At 38.2% G+C, this 18668-nt stretch carries 23 protein-coding genes; 7 read left to right on the top strand and 16 right to left on the bottom strand.

The features are described from left to right. Positions 1 to 12 precede the first annotated feature (12 nt). The 4 genes from tenA to PQ478_RS05320 are packed head-to-tail and all read left to right on the top strand — an operon-like array spanning position 13 to position 3116. Positions 13 to 690: a thiaminase II gene (gene tenA, locus PQ478_RS05335; protein WP_075683622.1), complete on the top strand. Its 678-nt coding sequence runs from the start codon at positions 13 to 15 to the stop codon at positions 688 to 690. Further along, positions 680 to 1420: an ABC transporter ATP-binding protein gene (locus tag PQ478_RS05330; protein ID WP_289236085.1), complete on the top strand. Its 741-nt coding sequence runs from the start codon at positions 680 to 682 to the stop codon at positions 1418 to 1420. Before tenA ends, PQ478_RS05330 begins: the two co-directional genes overlap by 11 nt. Beyond that, a complete protein-coding gene (locus PQ478_RS05325) occupies positions 1417 to 2157 on the top strand; it encodes an ABC transporter permease (protein WP_289236084.1) in 741 nt (246 codons plus the stop codon). The genes PQ478_RS05330 and PQ478_RS05325 overlap by 4 nt, the downstream gene beginning before the upstream one ends. A 2-nt stretch (positions 2158 to 2159) precedes the next feature. Beyond that, a complete protein-coding gene (locus PQ478_RS05320) occupies positions 2160 to 3116 on the top strand; it encodes an ABC transporter substrate-binding protein (RefSeq protein ID WP_289236083.1) in 957 nt (318 codons plus the stop codon). 201 nt (positions 3117 to 3317) lie between these two features. Here PQ478_RS05320 and PQ478_RS05315 read toward each other — a convergent pair whose 3' ends face one another. Beyond that, positions 3318 to 3761 carry a pyridoxamine 5'-phosphate oxidase family protein gene (locus tag PQ478_RS05315; RefSeq protein WP_289236082.1) on the bottom strand — a complete coding sequence of 148 codons (444 nt, stop codon included), beginning with the start codon at positions 3759 to 3761 and terminating at the stop codon, positions 3318 to 3320. Positions 3762 to 4028: 267 nt separating this feature from the next. On the opposite strand from PQ478_RS05315, the gene PQ478_RS05310 reads away from it, so the two are divergent. After that, positions 4029 to 5360, top strand: a complete 1332-nt coding sequence (locus PQ478_RS05310) for an alkaline phosphatase (protein WP_289236081.1) — start codon at positions 4029 to 4031, stop codon at positions 5358 to 5360. Positions 5361 to 5404: 44 nt separating this feature from the next. On the opposite strand, the gene PQ478_RS05305 is transcribed toward PQ478_RS05310, so the two are convergent. The 3 genes from PQ478_RS05305 to PQ478_RS05295 form a co-directional block, all read right to left on the bottom strand. Next, positions 5405 to 6235 carry an aldo/keto reductase gene (locus tag PQ478_RS05305; protein WP_075683616.1) on the bottom strand — a complete coding sequence of 277 codons (831 nt, stop codon included), beginning with the start codon at positions 6233 to 6235 and terminating at the stop codon, positions 5405 to 5407. A 144-nt stretch (positions 6236 to 6379) separates the two neighbouring features. Beyond that, complete coding sequence (locus tag PQ478_RS05300) at positions 6380 to 8143, bottom strand: M3 family metallopeptidase (protein ID WP_289236080.1); 1764 nt, start codon at positions 8141 to 8143, stop codon at positions 6380 to 6382. A 36-nt stretch (positions 8144 to 8179) separates the two neighbouring features. Further along, positions 8180 to 8653 carry an RDD family protein gene (locus tag PQ478_RS05295; protein ID WP_289236079.1) on the bottom strand — a complete coding sequence of 158 codons (474 nt, stop codon included), beginning with the start codon at positions 8651 to 8653 and terminating at the stop codon, positions 8180 to 8182. Positions 8654 to 8859: 206 nt separating this feature from the next. On the opposite strand from PQ478_RS05295, the gene PQ478_RS05290 reads away from it, so the two are divergent. Next, positions 8860 to 9792, top strand: coding sequence for a manganese-dependent inorganic pyrophosphatase (locus PQ478_RS05290; RefSeq protein ID WP_289236078.1), 933 nt, complete (start codon positions 8860 to 8862; stop codon positions 9790 to 9792). A gap of 41 nt (positions 9793 to 9833) precedes the next feature. Here the strand turns inward: PQ478_RS05290 and PQ478_RS05285 are convergent, their stop codons facing one another. The 3 genes from PQ478_RS05285 to PQ478_RS05275 form a co-directional block, all read right to left on the bottom strand. Beyond that, on the bottom strand, positions 9834 to 10034 hold the full coding sequence (locus PQ478_RS05285) for a WYL domain-containing protein (RefSeq protein ID WP_012958035.1): 201 nt from the start codon (positions 10032 to 10034) through the stop codon (positions 9834 to 9836). A gap of 139 nt (positions 10035 to 10173) precedes the next feature. Beyond that, entirely contained in the window at positions 10174 to 10563 is a 390-nt protein-coding gene (gene crcB / locus PQ478_RS05280; protein WP_289236077.1) for a fluoride efflux transporter CrcB, read from the bottom strand. Then, positions 10560 to 10973 (bottom strand): fluoride efflux transporter FluC, encoded by a 414-nt coding sequence (locus tag PQ478_RS05275; protein ID WP_289236076.1) that lies wholly within the window; start codon positions 10971 to 10973, stop codon positions 10560 to 10562. The genes crcB and PQ478_RS05275 overlap by 4 nt, the downstream gene beginning before the upstream one ends. A gap of 213 nt (positions 10974 to 11186) precedes the next feature. Here PQ478_RS05275 and PQ478_RS05270 point away from each other — a divergent pair, with 213 nt between their 5' ends. Further along, complete coding sequence (locus PQ478_RS05270) at positions 11187 to 11345, top strand: hypothetical protein (protein ID WP_289236075.1); 159 nt, start codon at positions 11187 to 11189, stop codon at positions 11343 to 11345. A gap of 134 nt (positions 11346 to 11479) precedes the next feature. Here PQ478_RS05270 and PQ478_RS05265 read toward each other — a convergent pair whose 3' ends face one another. The 9 genes from PQ478_RS05265 to PQ478_RS05225 all read right to left on the bottom strand — a co-directional run bounded on the left by PQ478_RS05265 (position 11480) and on the right by PQ478_RS05225 (position 18659). Beyond that, positions 11480 to 11647, bottom strand: coding sequence for a hypothetical protein (locus PQ478_RS05265; protein ID WP_289236074.1), 168 nt, complete (start codon positions 11645 to 11647; stop codon positions 11480 to 11482). A 51-nt stretch (positions 11648 to 11698) separates the two neighbouring features. After that, entirely contained in the window at positions 11699 to 11821 is a 123-nt protein-coding gene (locus PQ478_RS05260) for a hypothetical protein (protein ID WP_289236073.1), read from the bottom strand. A 245-nt stretch (positions 11822 to 12066) separates the two neighbouring features. Beyond that, positions 12067 to 13131 (bottom strand): SDR family oxidoreductase, encoded by a 1065-nt coding sequence (locus PQ478_RS05255; RefSeq protein ID WP_289236072.1) that lies wholly within the window; start codon positions 13129 to 13131, stop codon positions 12067 to 12069. Between the two features lie 24 nt (positions 13132 to 13155). Then, positions 13156 to 13962, bottom strand: a complete 807-nt coding sequence (locus tag PQ478_RS05250) for an alpha/beta fold hydrolase (RefSeq protein WP_289236071.1) — start codon at positions 13960 to 13962, stop codon at positions 13156 to 13158. A gap of 311 nt (positions 13963 to 14273) precedes the next feature. Next, positions 14274 to 14903 carry a DUF1541 domain-containing protein gene (locus PQ478_RS05245; protein ID WP_289236070.1) on the bottom strand — a complete coding sequence of 210 codons (630 nt, stop codon included), beginning with the start codon at positions 14901 to 14903 and terminating at the stop codon, positions 14274 to 14276. A gap of 94 nt (positions 14904 to 14997) precedes the next feature. Next, complete coding sequence (locus PQ478_RS05240; RefSeq protein ID WP_289236069.1) at positions 14998 to 16065, bottom strand: acyltransferase family protein; 1068 nt, start codon at positions 16063 to 16065, stop codon at positions 14998 to 15000. Between the two features lie 143 nt (positions 16066 to 16208). After that, entirely contained in the window at positions 16209 to 16916 is a 708-nt protein-coding gene (gene sigK / locus PQ478_RS05235; RefSeq protein WP_012958014.1) for an RNA polymerase sporulation sigma factor SigK, read from the bottom strand. Between the two features lie 164 nt (positions 16917 to 17080). After that, complete coding sequence (locus tag PQ478_RS05230; protein WP_289236068.1) at positions 17081 to 17470, bottom strand: DUF302 domain-containing protein; 390 nt, start codon at positions 17468 to 17470, stop codon at positions 17081 to 17083. A gap of 118 nt (positions 17471 to 17588) precedes the next feature. Next, complete coding sequence (locus tag PQ478_RS05225; RefSeq protein ID WP_289236067.1) at positions 17589 to 18659, bottom strand: sulfate/molybdate ABC transporter ATP-binding protein; 1071 nt, start codon at positions 18657 to 18659, stop codon at positions 17589 to 17591. Between the last annotated feature and the right edge of the window lie 9 nt (positions 18660 to 18668).

The following is an 18668-nucleotide window of genomic DNA, read 5'->3' as shown; positions in this document are numbered from 1 at the left end:
GAGGACTTGTACATGTCATTTTCAGCACGTTTACATCAAAATTCCCTACCCATTTGGGAGGCTAGTCACAACCATCCGTTTGTAAAAGGAATCGGGGACGGGACACTTGATATTGAGAAATTTAAGTTTTTTATGAAACAAGATTATGTCTACCTAATTGATTACGCCAGACTATTTGCGCTTGCAAGTATGAAAGCAACTTCACTTAAAAATATGGCCCTATTTGCCAAAATGCTTGACGCCACATTAAACATTGAGATGGACCTTCACAGGCAATATGCAGAGAGACTTGGGATCTCGGCTGAAGAGTTAGAAGCTACCCAAGCTGCACCGATGACATTAGCCTACAGCAGTTATATGTTAAGTGTTTCTGAGCGAGGCTCTTTAATTGATCTAGTGACTGCCATTCTCCCTTGTGCTTGGAGCTATTATGAGATTGGAAAGAAGCTCGCAGAAATACCAGGAGCCATGGAACATGAATTTTATGGTGAGTGGATTACGATGTATCAATCTGAAGAATTTGGCGAAATCGCTGATTGGCTGATTAACCTGCTTGATGAATTAGCTCTTGGACTCCCTGAGAGTGAATTAGCCCGTCTTGAAGAGATTTTTCTTAACACAAGCCGCTTTGAATATATGTTTTGGGATATGTCTTATAAAGAGGAGTCTTGGCCTTCTCATGTCCGCTAAGCTGCTCGAACTACGCGATATAACATTCACTTATAAAACGGCTCAGCGGCCAACGATTGAACGTTTAAATGCAGAAGTTTATGAGGGAGAATTTCTCTCTCTCATTGCACCGAGCGGAGCGGGTAAAAGCACTATCTTCCGTTTACTCATGGGCCTAGAACAGCCTCAGCACGGAGAAGCTCTTTTTCATAACAACAGTAGCGCTATGGGCTATATGCCGCAAAAAGACCTTCTTTTAGAGTGGCGTACGGTTCTAGAAAATGTTACCCTCCCGCTCGAGTTAAAAGGCGTGAATAAAAAAGAAGCAAAAACAATCGCCGAACCTTATTTTGTTCAGTTTGGATTAGAAGGTACCCAGCATCAATATCCTAGAGAACTTTCAGGCGGAATGAGGCAGCGTGCATCCTTTCTAAGAGCGATGATTCGGGGTTCTAAGCTCTTACTATTAGATGAGCCCTTCAGCGCCTTAGATGCCATGACCAGGCTCCATATGCAGGATTGGCTGCAAAAGGTCTGCAGTGACTTGAATTTAACTGTCATATTAATTACTCACGATATGGATGAAGCCTTAAGAGTAAGTGATCGAATCCTAGTCTTCTCTAGCAGTCCTATGAGTACTTATTTAGAACTGTCAATAGAAGAACCTCATCCTAGAGCAAATCTTGAAACACTGGCTCCAATTAAACAACAGATTATGAGGCAGCTGTTTAGTGGAGTTGATTCAATATGATTAAAAACTATACAGCTCCCGGCCTGCTCTTGCTCGGGCTATTGATTAGCTGGGAGATCTTAGCTGGATTTATTGATAAACCTTACTTGATGCCAGGACCATTAGCTATCACAGATAAATTAATCTCGCTTCATTCAACTTTATTCTTTACCCACCTCCCTGCAACACTCGAGGTGGTGATTACAGGGCTTGTTATCTCCACTATTTTAGGAGTAACAGTCGCTATATGTATGCATCGCTGCCCGGTTATTGAGAGGGCTCTTTACCCGCTTCTTGTTATTTCACAAACCATACCTATCATTGCACTAGCACCGATCTTTGTGCTTTGGTTTGGCTATTCCGTTTGGAGTAAAGTGGTCGTCACTGTTCTTATTACCTTTTTTCCGATTACGGTCAACATGTATGATGGTTTGAAGTCAACTCCAAAGGAATTAAAAGAATTATTTCAAACAATGAATGCCAGCCCGTTTGCAACGTTTATGAAATTATATGTTCCCCATAGCCTGCCTTCTTTCTTATCAGGAATGAAAGTCGCTGTACCGCTCAGTGTCGTAGGAGCAGCGATCGGGGAGTGGTTAGGCGCAGAAGCTGGTCTCGGCTATTTCAGCAGACGAATGATGACTCAATTTGACGGGGCTGGCGTATTTGCTCCAATCGCATGGCTTGCGCTTATTGGAATCATTGGATTTTTACTTATCACTATTCTTGAACGATACCTATTACGTTGGAGGACTTAACGATGAAAAAATTATACTTATTTTCGCTCATGCTTTACCTTTTAGTTCTAGCTGCTTGTGGCGGAGAGGTCACAGAAACGTCTGCTGATTCTACTGATTCCTTAGAAGATGTAGACATTATGCTAGATTGGTATCCTAATGCTGTTCATACCTTCCTGTATACCGCAATAGAAAATGGCTATTTTGAAGAAGAAGGATTAAACGTAAACATCATTTTCCCTGCCAACCCTACTGACCCTATTAACTTAACGGCAGCAGGAGAACTTGACTTTGCCTTAAGTTATCAGCCAGATATTATTACAGCCAAGCATCAAGACTTGCCTATTGAAGCGGTGGCTCCCATTGTACGAAGCCCTCTTAATCACGTAATGTTTTTAGCGGACCAGAACTTCTCAAGCCCTCGTGACTTAGAAGGGAAAACAGTGGGTTACCCTGGTATTCCATTAAATGAACAGCTGCTAAAAACGATGGTTGAAAATGACGGAGGAGACTTCTCTAAAGTTAAAATGATCGATATCGGATTTGAATTAGGTCCAGCCATTATGACAGAACGTGCTGATGCGATCATCGGAGCATATATTAATCACGAATATCCAGTGTTAAAGCATGAGGGTTATGATATAAACTATTTTAACCCGACAGACTACGGTGTTCCTTCTTATTATGAGCTTGTATTAATCACGAATGAAAAGCTGATGAACGAGCGGCAAGAAACCGTAGATGCTTTTTGGCGTGCGGCTGTAAAAGGCTATGAACAAATGAGAGATGAGCCTGAGGCGAGCCTTAATATCCTCTTAGACAACCAAGAAGAAGCTAACTTTCCTTTAATTGAAACAGTCGAAAAAGAAAGTTTAGATATCCTTTTAAGTAAAATGGAAACAGAAGAAGAACCTTTCGGAACACAAAGCAAAGAGCATTGGGAGCAGATTGAAAATTGGTTAGAAGAAACTAAAGAATAGTTATCAAAGAGCTGTCCTATTGGGGCAGCTCTTTTTTTGGCCGAGTTAGTTAAATGATAGATGCAATAATGCCTTCAACTGATGAAATGAAGTGATGAAACCGAGCAATTCTCTTGCCAACAGACTCATAAATGTTTTGAAAACATACAATTGACCACCACTTACCGCCTAAGTTCAAAATGCGTTTCATAGATACAAAATCTATTCTAAAACTTTATATGATTGATCCCTCACTACGACCGTCTCGGGTGTGATAGAGATGAGGATGGCTGTTTTGCCAAATGACCTAAAACGTGGATCCCATTTATCTTGGTCTGCTCCTAAGTAACGCGCTAACAGGCGATTTGCTCTGGCTTGGTCAAAAGACACAACCTCCCCTACTCCTCTAAAGCCAATATGTATAACCTTCCCAGTCCTTTGATCATATTCCACTATGCCTACCGCACATTGAGGTTCCGCCTCTATTCTCCTCGGGAAACTATCGGTGTTTACATCTCCTATAATCCACAGCTTCCCTTCTTCCCATAAAAACCAAACAGGTGAATCTCTCGGGACGTTCTCTTCTACTGTAGCCAAATGGGCAAATAAAGACTTCTTGAGCAGCTGTTCCATATCGACTTCTCCGCGATCACGTATGATTTTCACTATTTAATCAACCTTTCTGCTTCTATGATTCTTAATTTCATTTCAACACATTTATCCCTACCCCTTCTACCTTTCACTATATATTCCTGCTCTCTTAGTTGCAGATTAGATATGAACAAAGTCACACCAGGTAAAAACCCCCTATTTTCTGTCATTTAACTGTAGCAATCTTTACCAATCATTAGACTCCTCTTTATTCTACCTAAATAAAATCTATGTAAACTACTATTTGTAAGCAAAACTAGTTATACATAGGAGGAAACAAGAATGAAAATGTTTAAAAGATTTGCCGCTACCGCTTTGTGCACAGCAATGGTCGTTTCAGGGGTTAGTTACGTGCAACATGTTAACGCAGGACCTCCCTCCCACTCAAATGCCAAAGTAGAAAACGTCATCTTCATGATTCCAGATGGTTATTCTGCTAGTTATGCGACGAATTATCGAATTTACAAAGGAGAAGACACAGTCTTAGATTCGATGTTAGTAGGAATGATGAAAACAAACTCCGCCGATAACTGGGTAACTGATTCCGCAGCAGCAGGAACCGCCATGGCAACGGGCTCTAAGACAAATAATGGTATGGTTAGTGTTTCTCCTGAGGGTGAAATTCTTGAGACAGTTTTAGAAGCAGCAAGTGATGCAGGAAAATCGACCGGGCTCGTTGCGACCTCGACCATAACGCATGCCACTCCGGCTGTGTTCGGTTCACATGTTGAGTCTCGCGGCAGTGAGGCTGATATTGCGCTTCAATTAATCAATGATGTAGATGTCATGCTTGGAGGGGGTAAAAGCAACTTCCTGCCTAAAGAAGAAAATGGAAATCAAGCAGAACGTAATTTAGTAGAAGAAGCTAAATCGAACGGATATCAATTCGTAGAAACAAAAGAAGAACTTTTAGCAATGAATGGCAAACAGGATAAAGTGCTAGGCTTATTTGCAGATGGCGGCATGGCACCAGAACTAGATCGGGATCACACAGAGGAGCCAAGTCTCGCAGATATGACTACAGCTGCACTACATTCGCTATCAAACAATAAAAAAGGGTTTTTCTTAATGGTAGAAGGAAGCCAAATTGATTGGGCCGGTCATGCACATGATGCAGCTTGGGCAATGAAAGACTCGGAAGCTTTTGAAATGGCCGTTGAAGAAGCATTAGAGTTTGCTAAGAAAGACGGTAAAACATTAGTAGTCGTTGCAGGAGATCATGATACAGGCGGAATGAGTGTTGGCGGTTATGATGAATACCTTTCAAAAGTTGATATTTTAAGAGATGTAGAAGCTACAGGAGATTTTATGGCTCGGGAGTTGAATGAAGATCGCAGTAATGCACGCGACATTGTAAGCCAATATGCCAACATTGAGCTTACAGAAGATGAAGAAGCTCGCATTCAATCAGCTGCTGTCAATCAAACAGCGATGACAATCAATCAAATTATCAGCGAACGTGCCTATGTGGGCTGGACATCAAAAGCACATACAGGTGTCGACGTTCCTTTATATGCCTACGGTCCGCAATCAGATTTATTTAACGGTCTGCTAGATAATACAGACCTGCCAAATCGAATTGCCGAAGCAATGAAACTTGAGTTTGGTAAGTAATCAGAAAAGGAGTTCCTCCAATGCAGAGGAACTCCTTTTTCAATTTAAAAATCAAAATTATCAGGATCTGGGCCGCAGCGCTCATCTTTGTTTAATGCATTAATACGATCCATATCTTCATTTGTTAATTCAAAGTCAAAAATATCCGCATTGGCAATAATGCGATATTCTTTAATAGATTTAGGGATTGTAATGACTTTTTGCTGAAGGTCCCAGCGCAAAATAATTTGAGCAGGTGATTTTCTGTACGATTCAGCTATTTCTTTAATGGTCTCATCTTCTAGTAATTCACCTTGCTTTAACGGAGACCATGCTTCAAGCTGAATCCCTTCACTCTCACAAAATTGCTTTAATTCTACTTGGGTAAGATGCGGGTGAAACTCTACTTGGTTGACCATCGGCTTAATCTCAGCTTCTTTTAAAAGGTCACGAAGGTGATGAATGTGGAAATTACTTACACCGACAGCCTTTACTTTCCCATCTTTATAAAGCTTCTCAAGCGCTTTCCATGTCTCAATGAATTTCCCTTCAACAGGCCAGTGAATGAGGTATAAATCTAAATAATCGAGCTCAAGACGTTTTAAGCTCTGATCGAATGCTGCAAGGGTTGATTCATAGCCTTGATCAGCGTTCCATACTTTAGAAGTGATAAACAATTCTTCCCGAGGAATACCTGACTCTTTAATACCTTGTCCTACCCCTTCTTCGTTTTTATATATCGCAGCCGTATCAATACTTCTGTATCCATTTTGAATCGCAATACGAACTGATTCACTTGCCTCAGACCCATCTTTCACTTTATATACGCCAAGGCCAAACCAAGGCATTTTCACTCCATTATGTAACGTAGCTGCCTCTTGCAAACTCATAACCATACTTCCATCCTCCCCATATTTCATTAAAAATGAATTTAACTAAAAGTTCTTTCTATTCTATTTTCCTATACCTCTATCACATCTGACAAGCTTTAATTCATCTAAGTAAATCGTTAAAGCTTTAAATCGAGATAGATTTTCATATTAAAAGTCTTCTAGTGACACTAGTTGGCTAAGGTGTATGAACTCTTCAATATCCTCAAACACTTTTTCTAAGCTTAGCAGCCAAAATTCTTCTTCTCCTGCATTCATTCCGGTATATTTTTTTATAAGTTCTTCAACCGATAGAACAGATGTATCAAGCAGAATATCCTTCAACAAAGTCCCTTTATCATCCGATTTTTTCAGGAATTGATAGAGTCCGCTGCTGATTAAATGAGCAACGGTATAAGGATAATGACCAAACGGTTTATGGGTGAAATAAAAATGCCTTAAGGAGGCCCAAAAGGTAGGCTCATAGGTATCAAAAAGATTATTCATCACTTCTTTTTGGATACATTCCATGAGCATATTTAGTTCATCAGTACTTACATAGCCAGATGTACGTTTATCATAAAAGACAACTTCAAACTGATGCCTGATATAGCTGTTTACGATCGTTACTAGATCACGAACGAGCTGTTGGTTTAACAAATGTAATTTTTCACCGTAATCTTCTGCCTTCTCGATAGCCGCCCGCATGACAATCGTTTCTGTTAACGTTGATGCAATTTCTGCCATGACCATAGGACAGTCCTGCCTGTACATAGGCAGCTCTTGCAATAGCTTGTAATGATAGGCATGTCCGATTTCATGTGCTAGCACGCCAACACTTTCTATTTGTTGATTATAATGCATGAGTATCCGTGATTCCTTATCAATTGGAAACGCTGCACAAAATGCCCCCGGACTCTTACTCTCACTGGGCAGCGCATCAACCCAGGCATTTTCAACAATATGCCTAGTAAAAGCAGCTATATTCTCATCAAAGCTCTTTAAATGGTTTTCAATAAATTCAACTCCCTCTTTAAAAGGAATGTGCATTTTATCTTGCTTTTGGGGCAATGATGCAAATTGGTCAGTCCAACATAGATGATCTTCCTTAAATAATACGTGCTTATGTCTGATGTAATTATAAAAAGGCTCCATATGCTGAAGCACCGTATTCCACATAGCATCCAACGTTTTTTCATTCATCCGATTAAGATGAAGAGATTCCTCTAGAGATGATTCCATCCCCTGATTCTTATAAGCATTTAATCTGAATCCTGCTATATGATTGAGTGCTTTTGCACAAAGAGGAGCTTCATGCTGCCATGCTTCTTTCCATTTCTTGATTCCTTCAACTCTTTTTGCACGATCACTGCCGTAATAAATCGTACTTAAAGCATTTTGTGCCGTAAGCTCATCTTCATCTAACATGAATGAGATGCGATTTGCGGCTAGTTGATGAAGGTCACCCCAGGCATGCAGACCATCTGCCTCTAAGGAAAATATCGCTTCTTCTTTCGCTTGATTACGTGACAGCTGTTTATCTCTACCATGCTTTAAATGAGTTCTAATTTCTGCTAAACGCTTATCACCGCGAAGGACCTTCCATTCTTGCTCACTCAGTCCAGCCAATTCAATCTCCACTTGCGATTCTACTATTCTATAAATGCTATACACTTGATTGACCTGATCAAGCCATATTTGAGGAGCTTCTTTTGTTGTATCGATAGAGCGTAAACAAATCACATATTCAAATAGCTGATACCATGATTGGTAAAGCTTCTGCAGATCTAGGATATGGTCTATTACTTCGCTTCTTTTCTTCTTTTGTATCTTGACTTTAAGGCTTTCTAAACCTTCTTCAATATTCTTTAAATACTTGGGAACCTCTACTTTATCTTGCCCCCTCGGTGTAATTCGGTCCAAATCCCATTTCATTTCGAACACCTCATTTATGCCAGACTTAGATCTACTTTACTTGACTAAGTACGTTTTGGTTATTCGTTCATATAAAGGCCTTTCTTTTTTAAAGAACGTTATAATGACAAACGGAAATAGAATATATTTTAAAAACTCACGAGAAAGCAATTGTAATCGTGACGGTTTTTCAGCCTCTTCGTTATATACATGTAAATCAACGATCATCATACCAAACGAACGTCCTGCACGAAATACATATAAAAAATGCACAACAATAAATACAACCGCTAAAATCCCCCAGTTAATAAGTAGCAAATGAAACTCATTTTGATATAAATATCTTGAAAATCCTTCTGCATCATAATGAGGTGATTCAGAAATGACCATCAACCAAGATGTTGTTCCTGCCGAAGCCAAAAGAAGTACTACGGAAAGAAATAAAAAATCATAAAAACCTGCTAATATACGATACCAGCCGCTTGCTAACTCATCTTTATTTAATAAACGGGCCTTCCAATCAATCCCCACCGCACATCCCCCTTTTTTGCCAGTTAATTATAACATAATTTTCTAAAAAATCAGTTAAGAATGGATGAATTTCTTGATAGATGGCGATTACTCCCCTTCCCTTATAGGAATGATAGGATTGAAGAATCAATTTCTATGATGTAAAATGAATCAGTGAGAATTCATGCCAATTACATACAACACTAAATAAAGAGGTGGATTTGAAAATGAGTAATGATAAAATTTTAGTTTTCGGTCACAAGAATCCAGACACTGATACTATTTGTTCTGCTTTAATTTATGCAGACCTTAAATCTAAGCTTGGAGGGAATGTTGAAGCTGTTCGTCTTGGAGAGATTAACGAAGAGACTGCCTTTGCATTAAACTATTTTAATGCTGAAAAGCCTCGACTTATAAATACGGTTTCAGATGAGGTTGCTGAAGTCGCGCTTGTTGACCATAATGAATTTCAACAAAGTGTAGATGACATTGAGAATGTAAAAATTATTGAAGTAGTAGACCACCATCGTATTGCAAATTTCCAAACGAAAGAGCCACTTCATTTCCGAGTAGAGCCGGTTGGATGTACAACAACCATCCTGCGAAAAATGTACCAAGAGAATAATGTAGAAATCACAAAACAAATTGCTGGTTTAATGGTATCTGCTATTATCTCTGACTCATTATTATTCAAATCACCAACATGTACAGAAGAAGATGTACAAGCTGCTAAGAGTTTGGCTGAAATTGCAGAAATTAACCTTGATGAATACGGCCTTGAAATGTTAAAAGCAGGAACGAAGCTTGAGAACCGTTCAGCGGAAGAAATTATCTCAATTGACAGTAAAGAGTTTCCTATGGGAGACAAATTAGTTGAGGTTGCACAAGTAAACACAGTTGATGTAGCAGAAGTACTAGCGAGAAAAGACGAACTTTCAGCTGCAATGAATAGAACGATCGAAGAAAAAGGACTCGAAGTATTTGTTCTAGCAATTACAGATATCTTAGAAGGAGATTCTACGATCCTTACTTACGGTGCGGGAGCAGCTAAAGTCGGCGAAGCATTCGATGTAGCGATTACTGAAGACACAGCTCATTTAAAAGGTGTCGTATCAAGAAAAAAACAAATTATTCCTGCATTAACCAAAGCTATTGGTTAATATACTCTCAAATCTTGCTTCTAAATAGAAGCAAGATTTTTTTATGCGGTTTCCTCTAATGAAAGAATATGATCGATTTTAAACATACGCCGCTGCCTTCTTTTATGGCAATAGGCGATCAAATGAGTTTCATTCATTTGAATAATGGTAATACTCCTTTGGGTAACCATGCCCTCAGCAGATAGATAGATCATTTCAATCTTCTTTTTGTTTTCTATAGCTCTTCTTAGCTGTCCTTTCATTAGACCCACCTCACTCACTTTTTTACATTATACACAAACACATGTTCTCAATCAATATAAATAAGAACATACATTCTTAATTATTGTATGCCATTTAACCAAAAAAATGACAAAAAAAAAACAGCTCCATAAAGCTGTTCTAATAAAAAATACTCGCTGTTATCCAGAAGCCTAACATGAAAGTGATTATTGACCCTAATATACTTAATCCAATATATGCCAGTAGTTTTCGCCACTCTTTTTGTTCGATTAACATAACAGCCTCAACACTGAAGGTTGAATAGGTAGTAAATGCTCCAAAAAAACCAAGTCCAATTGATAAAAAGAGAGGGTCTTCATAAGCACCTAATGGGACTTCACCAAAATACCCTCCCAAAAAACCCCCTAGCCCAAAGGATCCTAATATATTCACAACGAGCATTGCAGTGGGTACAGGAGGTTTTGGAAACTTCTTCATTATGATTAAACCCAAAAGATATCTAGTGACAGCGCCAATAGCTCCGCCTAATGCAAGAAGGAATATACTCATGATTTAAGCCCTCCTTCTCTCGTTTTCAGTTTGCGTTTAGCTATCGCAGTGCCTAGAACTGAACCTGCTAATGCACACACCACTCCGCCAAAGAGAGAGATAACCACATAAATTAACGCGTTATAAACGTGTACACCATACAAGAGAACGGAGTCTGCAGCAAAAGTAGACATCGTCGTAAACCCTCCGCATAAACCTACTCCAAGACCCGTTTTCACCCATTCTTTTGGTTTAAAAACAATAAACCAAGCAGTCAAAAACCCTAATAAAAAACTTCCGCCAAGATTTTCTATAATTGTACCCAAGGGATAGCCTGTTTCAAGCGTTACTATATTAAATATGTACCTGAAAGTCGTTCCTATTGCCCCTCCTATACTAATCGCAATAATGTTCTTCGTTAAATCATTCATACAAGCCTCCCACCTGATTATACCAAAAGCAATGTAACATTTTTATTATAAGATAGTATACCTAGAAATGAAATTTATTCTGTATAGGTAAATTAATATAGAACATATACTTGAAAATTAAATTACCATATACCCATTAATTACGTTTCAGCAAGCTAAATCGGGGGTACTTATATACTAGATTTATATTTTGACTAGCAAGAGGTGCTGCATATGTTAACAAAATTTGAATATGAAATTTTCAAAATCGAATTAAAAAAATTAGCTGACGAATATTTGCATGCTACCAATGACCATATAAAGCAATCAATAAAAACAGATATTTTTCATTTAAGCTCAATTTTGATAAAAGCAGATAGAGCAGTTGGTTAATATTGTGCTTTTCATAAAAATAATAATAACTCAATTAAATATAACTTTTGAAATCATTAACCCTTTAGATTGAATCAAAAAACCTTAAGGTGAAATCTTGCCTTAAGGGTTTTTGAATGTATTTACATTTGTGTTTATTCCACTTTAAACTTCTCTAATTCCCTTGATAGATCCTGCGCTAAACCATTTAATAGTGTGACAGATGAGGAGATCTCCTCCATGGATGTATTTTGCTCTTCTACGGAGGCACTGATCGTTTGAATACTGCTGGATGCTTGTTCGTTCAGCGATGACAGCAACATCTTCAATTTCCCCTGTCATATTAATCGATTGTTGGTTGACTTGATCGATAATTACATCATTTCGTTTGTTTGTGCTTTCATCAATTGTATATCTTTTAAAATCCCTGTAAAACCATTGCCTGTCAGATTTACTTTGTCAATTCCTTTCTTTACAACTTCTTTGCCTTCTTCCATAAGCATTACTATTCAAGATGCAATGAAAGTTTACTGCATTTCTGCATGCAGCTCCTCGGGGAAAATGGACATTTATCTTTAATAAAGGTTAAATATTAAGATTTTCTCCCTAGCCCCCTTCTCTAAATTAAAATATGACTTAATACCCACCTAACACCTTTTATAATAGGAACTTAAACCTATTAAAGGAGATTAGTTAACGACAGAAAAGCACCGATGTCTCTACACCGATGCTGCGTTTTTCATTATATTTTGACAACCTGCATATCAAAGTAGGCTTCGATAATCATTTTAATCGTTTCTTCTGACATCATTAAATGTTTAATGTTCGTTTGTTTGATTAACCTTTGGGTATTAGCATCTTCAAATGTAATTGCACCTGATAGATATACATTGAACACATCCACCATTCCGTTCAATTTCATTTCTGCCGGACTTAATTCATAGCTAATGGTATCTTCCACAACCGACAACCGCTCAAATTCTAGAGCCTCTTTTAATACGTTTAAGAGATCCATATTATTTGGCGGATTAGGATTTGTAATATGGTAAACCTTATTAGGCTCCGCTTTTACTAAACCGACTGCTAAAACGTCAGCAACATAATCAACAGGAACTAGATTTGATGTACCTTCTTTATTTGCCACCAAACGGTAGACTTCAGAAGAAGTATTCTGTCTGCTCACTCGACGTTTAAATAAATCAAGGGCACGCATAAACCCATAAAGAGTAAATTCAGAGTCTGCTTCTCCTGTTTTTGAATCACCGACTATAATAGATGGCCTGAAAATTGAGACATTCATTTTATCGGAATAAGCAAAAACAAGATGTTCAGATTTGACTTTACTTTCTTCATAAGGGTTGTTATATTCAGCCGATGGATCATACAGATCCTCTACTCCAAGGCTGCGTTTTCCAACAGTATAGGCTGTACTTACATAATGGAACGATTCTACTCCTAATTTTACCGCAAGATCAAGTGCATGTTTTGTTCCGTTATAATTAATCGCAAATAATTCATCACGTAAATCTAAATCAAATTTTACAAGAGCTGCTAAATGATAAAATGCATCTATATTGTTGTTTAGTTGTTTAAGGTTTTCTTTAGATAATCCACAATCAACATCCGTAATATCACCCTTTAAAAGATGAATACGTTCTTGTTCTTCAGCTGTAAATGCTGATTTAACCTTCATTCCTTTTTCCATATTACGAACAAGCACATACAACTGATGAGAGGTGTCCTCTATTAAATTCTTGATGAGCTTACCGCCAAGAAACCCTGTAGAACCTGTTAGAAAGATATTCATATTCTTCCTCCAATTAACCCAACATTAGGAAATTTTTTTTACAGCCTCGAACTGCCCCTTCAAAAAGTTTACAGAAACTTCATTGAACTTGCGGTACTTTTCGATATTGCATAGGTGCCCGCATTTCTCAAAAACAATCAAGCTTGCCTTTTTATCAGACTTAATATCTTCTTTTAATGTATCAATAAAAAAGTGATCTTCACTGCCTGATATATACAGCTTACCGATCTCAGGAGCATGCTTTTGAACAAAAGTATAAGTGGTTTCGATAGATTGTACTGCATCGTACCAGCCCATAAAATTTTTCCGCTTCATCTTAACCGCTTCACGGATAAAACTATCGCGTGATTTCTTATGATTCGCCTTAGGCATCATAATTTGAGCAAATAATTTATAGATCCATAAGTGGGGAGTAAATGGCTTAATGAGCTTTCCAAATGTTAACAGTGCTTTAGACGTTAAATTAAATCTTGTGACAGTCCCTGCCATGACAACACTTTTTACTCGTTCTGGTGCATCTTGAAGAATTTGATGAATGATAATGGTTCCTAAAGATACGCCCACAAAATGCGCTTGTTTCAATTTTAAAAAGTCTAGTGTTTTCACCACTTCTCTAGCGGCTAATTTCCAAGAGAAATCTTCTGTATATGAATCTACATCTGGCGAGTTTCCATGACCAGGCAATTCAATCGTAATTACATTAAAGTGTTCTGTATATGCTTTTAGCTGCAATTTAAAGATCTTTGAATTTCCACCAAAACCGTGAATCAAAACGACATCTTCTAAACTGCTTGCATGTTTATGAATCGTATATTCTAACAATCTTTTCACACCTGCTTCCTCACACGTCCCCCCATTATAAAGGCTTGAAGCTTCTCTGTCACGTCACCTCTTGTCGAAACTTGATATAAATAGTTGCAAGAAGGTCGTTATGAGGTAAACGAGTGACATTTACGAACATTGTGTGAAAAAATTTCATAGTACTATATTTAAAGATTGAACAAAGCTTTGTGCTAAATATCTTCCATTATAAACAAAGCGTGCCCTAGTAAACCTAAGTATTTCAGACATATAAAAAGGTACATTCAAAAAAGAGGAGCTCCCTATAAATGGGAAGCTCCTCTTTTTTTTCTATCCTAGTATTAATGATTGCTATGCTCCAATTCAGATAACTCTTCTTCTGTGACCCATTTATGGTTAAGCACTTCTTCTCCACTATCTGTTAGGGTAAAGTCCACCATGTACACGGTTGTCTGTTGGGCTGAATCAATGACTGCTACAGCACCTTCCATCCCCGCCATGTGGTCTGTATTAAGAGTGACTTCATCACCCGGTTCAAAAGGGTCCTGCTCAGCCTCTTCTAATTCTTCATGAATCACCCATTTATGGTTCTCTTCTCTCGGGCCGCCGTCTGTTGGATCATAAGACACCGCATAAACCATTGTATCGTACGCACCAACAATCGTTGCCTCGGCACCTTCCATCCCAGGCATATGGCCGTCAGTGATCATCGCATGGCTTCCTATCTCATACGTTGGATTATCAGCTTCTTCTAAGCCTTCCGGAACCTCACCAGAGCTTGAGTGATCCATGTGAGCATGTTCATCTTCGTCCACATCACCATGCTCGTCCATTTCAGAATGCTCTTCTCCCTCAGTTTCCGTTTGTTTCTCGTTTTCCATGACTTCATCCGGGTTAACCTCTTCATTTCCGCAAGCAGAAATAACAAATGCTGAAAAAAGAGCGGCCATTCCTATCGCTAATTTCTTCATTTCTTTACCCCTTCCTTTTAAAGAATCAGATTTTTCTATTATATACTACATTTCTTAATAGTACTTTATTTTCCACTAATACCTTTAGTAAAAACTAGTTCTTTTTCATTTTCTCTCCTTTTACTGCATCAGGCACCACTAATTGCCTTCCAATGACGTACTGACTTATCTTTATTGGAGATAACAGTTTGGCCAACAAAATTGATGCGCCTACAGAAAGTATAAATACCGCTATAAAATATAAGAGAGGATGTAGAAATTCTACCGGTCCCATATAAAACAAAAAGAATTTATGCAATAAATAAATATTAAAGGAATATTTACTTATTAACCTAATAAAGGGTGGGACATAATCAAATCTCATCGTGAATAAAATTATCACAAATATCATACTTACTGTGTAAAGAAGCATATCTATTCTTTTTGATGAGACGACAGATAAAATGTCTGAGGTGACTAAGAAGACTAGAAGTACGATTGATACGGACGGCATAACCAGTACTTTCCATTTATGTCTAAGTAATAAAACTTTCAGTGCTTCATAATTCTTCCCGCAATAATACCCAAGAACGAAATAAAAGATCCACCCGAAAAATGGTACCCAGTATCCACGCAGCCAAATGTATTCAGCAACAGGAGATCTTCCTGGTTCTGTAAAATTAAAAAAACCTAAATAAATCAAATTAAGGATTAAAGCAATCGGTAGAACGACTTTTGGAGACCATTTTTTCAGGTAGCCTTGCAGTAGAACATGGAGTATATAAAACTGAAAAATGATCAAAATGAAATAACCGTAATATCCACCAAGAAAAATATGCTTAAATGATTGCAATAACGCCTCTTCCCATGAATGAAATATAACCAAAGCGAACAATATACCAATCGAGATAAACGGAATCAGTAAAAACATCACCCGCTTCTTAAAAAAATCCTCAGGAACATGATTAGGATAGGCCTTAGCTAGTAACAACTCTGATATAAACACAAACGCAGGAGTCCCAAAAAAGGCCATAAAGCGGATTAATATAAGGATATGTTCACTTAATTCAGAGGCCGTATGTTCATAATTTGCAAGCGTGGTGTTCACTGCATGAGTGACCGCAACGGCTAAACAAGAAATCGCACGAAGCCAAAATGCCTCATTTATGTATTGTTTACTCACTCATACACACCCTTTCTCATCGGTTACCTGCCTTTCTTTTTTTATTCTTACCTGAAAGTTCCTTTGTTATAAGCAAGCCTGACTATATGGCTTCTACCCTTCATACAAAAAATAAAACAGCCGGCCATTGCCAGCTGTTTTTTCTATCCCTTCCCTTGACTATGTTTATAAAATTCATGGAACAACTTCATCAGTGCTCGCTTTTCAATCCTTGAAACATAGCTTCTAGAGATTCCAAGCTTCTTGGCAATCTCTCGTTGTGTCAATTCATCTTCCATATCGAGCCCAAACCTGCCGACGATCACTTCTTTCTCACGCTCATCAAGTACATGAATGTATTCATAAATTTGTTTTTTCTCCATTTTTGTCTGAATCACATCAACAATATCGTCTGCATCTTCTTGGAGAACGTCAATAAGTGAAATTTCATTGCCTTCTTTATCTGTACCAATCGGGTCATGAAGAGAAACGTCTTTCTTCACTTTTTTCAATGCACGAAGATGCATGAGGATTTCGTTTTCAATACATCTAGCTGCATACGTCGCAAGCTTTGTCCCTTTCCCATCAGAATAACTTTCAATCGCTTTAATCAACCCTATTGTACCGATTGAAATTAAATCTTCTGTGTCTTCTCTTGTATTCTCAAATTTTTTGACGATATGAGCAACAAGTCTTAAATTATGTTCAATGAGTAAATTTCTCGCCTCCGCATCCCCCTCTTGCATCAGCTTTAAGTATTTACGTTCATCGTCTTTTTTGAGCGGCTGCGGAAACGCGTTGTTTTTCACATAAGAAACAAACACAATCACTTCTTTTACAAAATAAGAAAGTGCCGCTAGCATTCCAGACACGACCTCACCCCCGCATTTGTCGTTTTTACATTCATATGTCGAATTGGGCTCGCCTGTGTCTGTACATAGAAAAAAACTTTTATTACACTCTTGCTAAAAACACATAAAGTTAGATATTGTGATTTAACTAAAAAAACGACGAATGATCGCCGTTTTTTTACCATTTATCCATTAACGGTTTGATTCATGGCAATCGTTAAACGCTCTTCTACTGCTTCTGCGTGACTGGTTAATTCTGAATCATCCAAGGTAGAAATTAAGTGAGTTGGTTTTGGCATTCCAATTTTTGTTACGCCATTTTCAACATACACAACCATCTTACATGGAAGAAAGTATCCTGCCAGCAAGTTCCTTGTCAGCACGTCTTTAGCAACTTTTGGATTACACACTTCAAGCACACGGAAATCTTCATCAAATGTTTGGCCTTTCTCTTCTAGTTTTCCTCGGAGATCAAAATCCCAAAGAACGCCGAATTCTTGCTCTTTTAAATTAGCTGTTAACTTCTCTACTGTCTCATTAATTGAATGTGGTGATTTAACTGTTACATGAAACATCACGATTCCTCCTTTAGTTAATACTCCTTATACCCCTACAACTATACATAACCTTTTTTCATACTTCTAAACTTAAAAATAACCTATCTCATCGTAGAATCATGAGATAGGCACTCGCTTAAATAGCATAATCGTTTGGAAGAAATAACTTTACTTGCTTTGGCCTGACATATACCGTATCAGCCGCCTTTAAGTTAAGTTGATCAAAGCGCTCCCTCATCATTTCTACTTCAATGATTTCATTCAAGCCTTCTTGCTCAAGTTCTATAAAGACAATTGGGCCTACTGCATGAATATGAGAGATTTTCGCCTGAATTGCATGCTCTTCTTTTTCCTTAAGAATCTCCATTTGGTGCGGACGAGCATATAAAGTTGCCTCAGAACTGTTCTTGCCGCCATATTGCGGAGTTAAAATACGGCTATTGCCTACTTCTAACGCTCCCTCCTTTAAACGTCCTGTAAATCGGTTTACATTCCCTAAGAAATCAAATACAAACGGACTATTTGGCTTTTCATACACATCATTTGGTGTACCAACCTGTTCAATTTTGCCGTTATTCATCACTACTACACGATCAGAAACATCAAGAGCTTCCTCCTGATCATGAGTAACAAAGACGCTCGTCACGTGAAATTCATCATGGAGTCTTCTAAGCCATCTTCTCAGATCCTTTCTCACCTTTGCATCTAGGGCGCCAAATGGTTCGTCAAGAAGGAGTACTCTCGGCTGAACTGCTAAGGCCCTTGCTAAAGCTACACGCTGCCTCTGGCCTCCAGATAATTGAGATGGATACCTCTTACCGAGCCCTTCTAATTTAACAAGACTTAATAATTCACTTACTTTTTCATGGATTTCTTTCTTACCCGGGCGTAATTTTCGAGGCCTGACTCTTAACCCGTAAGATATATTTTCTTCAACATTCATATGGGCAAAAAGTGCATAATGTTGAAAAACAAACCCTACTTGGCGGGAAGTGGGATCTACATTTGTCATTTCTTTCCCATCAAATGAAATCTCTCCTTTATCACTTTGCTCTAAACCTGCAATGATTCGAAGTAATGTGGTTTTTCCTGATCCTGATGGGCCCAGCAATGCAACAAGCTCCCCAGTCTGTATAGTTAAATCAATAGTATCAAGTGCTTGAAATGTACCAAACGACTTTGAGACGTTATGAATTTGAATTGACATATTTAAAAC

It is taken from the genome of Alkalihalophilus pseudofirmus (genome assembly GCF_029094545.1).
Taxonomy (GTDB): Bacteria; Bacillota; Bacilli; order Bacillales; family Bacillaceae_D; genus Alkalihalophilus; species Alkalihalophilus pseudofirmus.
This window is presented reverse-complemented; position numbering and strand designations above follow the sequence as displayed.

Bases quoted from the DNA above. Each gene is read 5' to 3' on its own strand.
- tenA (WP_075683622.1), top strand. From the start codon at position 13: ATGTCATTTTCAGCACGTTTACATCAAAATTCCCTACCCATTTGGGAG.
- PQ478_RS05330 (WP_289236085.1), top strand. From the start codon at position 680: ATGTCCGCTAAGCTGCTCGAACTACGCGATATAACATTCACTTATAAA.
- PQ478_RS05325 (WP_289236084.1), top strand. From the start codon at position 1,417: ATGATTAAAAACTATACAGCTCCCGGCCTGCTCTTGCTCGGGCTATTG.
- PQ478_RS05320 (WP_289236083.1), top strand. From the start codon at position 2,160: ATGAAAAAATTATACTTATTTTCGCTCATGCTTTACCTTTTAGTTCTA.
- PQ478_RS05310 (WP_289236081.1), top strand. From the start codon at position 4,029: ATGAAAATGTTTAAAAGATTTGCCGCTACCGCTTTGTGCACAGCAATG.
- PQ478_RS05305 (WP_075683616.1), bottom strand. From the start codon at position 6,235: ATGGTTATGAGTTTGCAAGAGGCAGCTACGTTACATAATGGAGTGAAA.
- PQ478_RS05300 (WP_289236080.1), bottom strand. From the start codon at position 8,143: ATGAAATGGGATTTGGACCGAATTACACCGAGGGGGCAAGATAAAGTA.
- PQ478_RS05290 (WP_289236078.1), top strand. From the start codon at position 8,860: ATGAGTAATGATAAAATTTTAGTTTTCGGTCACAAGAATCCAGACACT.
- PQ478_RS05285 (WP_012958035.1), bottom strand. From the start codon at position 10,034: ATGAAAGGACAGCTAAGAAGAGCTATAGAAAACAAAAAGAAGATTGAA.
- crcB (WP_289236077.1), bottom strand. From the start codon at position 10,563: ATGAGTATATTCCTTCTTGCATTAGGCGGAGCTATTGGCGCTGTCACT.
- PQ478_RS05275 (WP_289236076.1), bottom strand. From the start codon at position 10,973: ATGAATGATTTAACGAAGAACATTATTGCGATTAGTATAGGAGGGGCA.
- PQ478_RS05270 (WP_289236075.1), top strand. From the start codon at position 11,187: ATGTTAACAAAATTTGAATATGAAATTTTCAAAATCGAATTAAAAAAA.
- PQ478_RS05265 (WP_289236074.1), bottom strand. From the start codon at position 11,647: ATGTTGCTGTCATCGCTGAACGAACAAGCATCCAGCAGTATTCAAACG.
- PQ478_RS05260 (WP_289236073.1), bottom strand. From the start codon at position 11,821: ATGGAAGAAGGCAAAGAAGTTGTAAAGAAAGGAATTGACAAAGTAAAT.
- PQ478_RS05255 (WP_289236072.1), bottom strand. From the start codon at position 13,131: ATGAATATCTTTCTAACAGGTTCTACAGGGTTTCTTGGCGGTAAGCTC.
- PQ478_RS05245 (WP_289236070.1), bottom strand. From the start codon at position 14,903: ATGAAGAAATTAGCGATAGGAATGGCCGCTCTTTTTTCAGCATTTGTT.
- PQ478_RS05230 (WP_289236068.1), bottom strand. From the start codon at position 17,470: ATGTTTCATGTAACAGTTAAATCACCACATTCAATTAATGAGACAGTA.
- PQ478_RS05225 (WP_289236067.1), bottom strand. From the start codon at position 18,659: ATGTCAATTCAAATTCATAACGTCTCAAAGTCGTTTGGTACATTTCAA.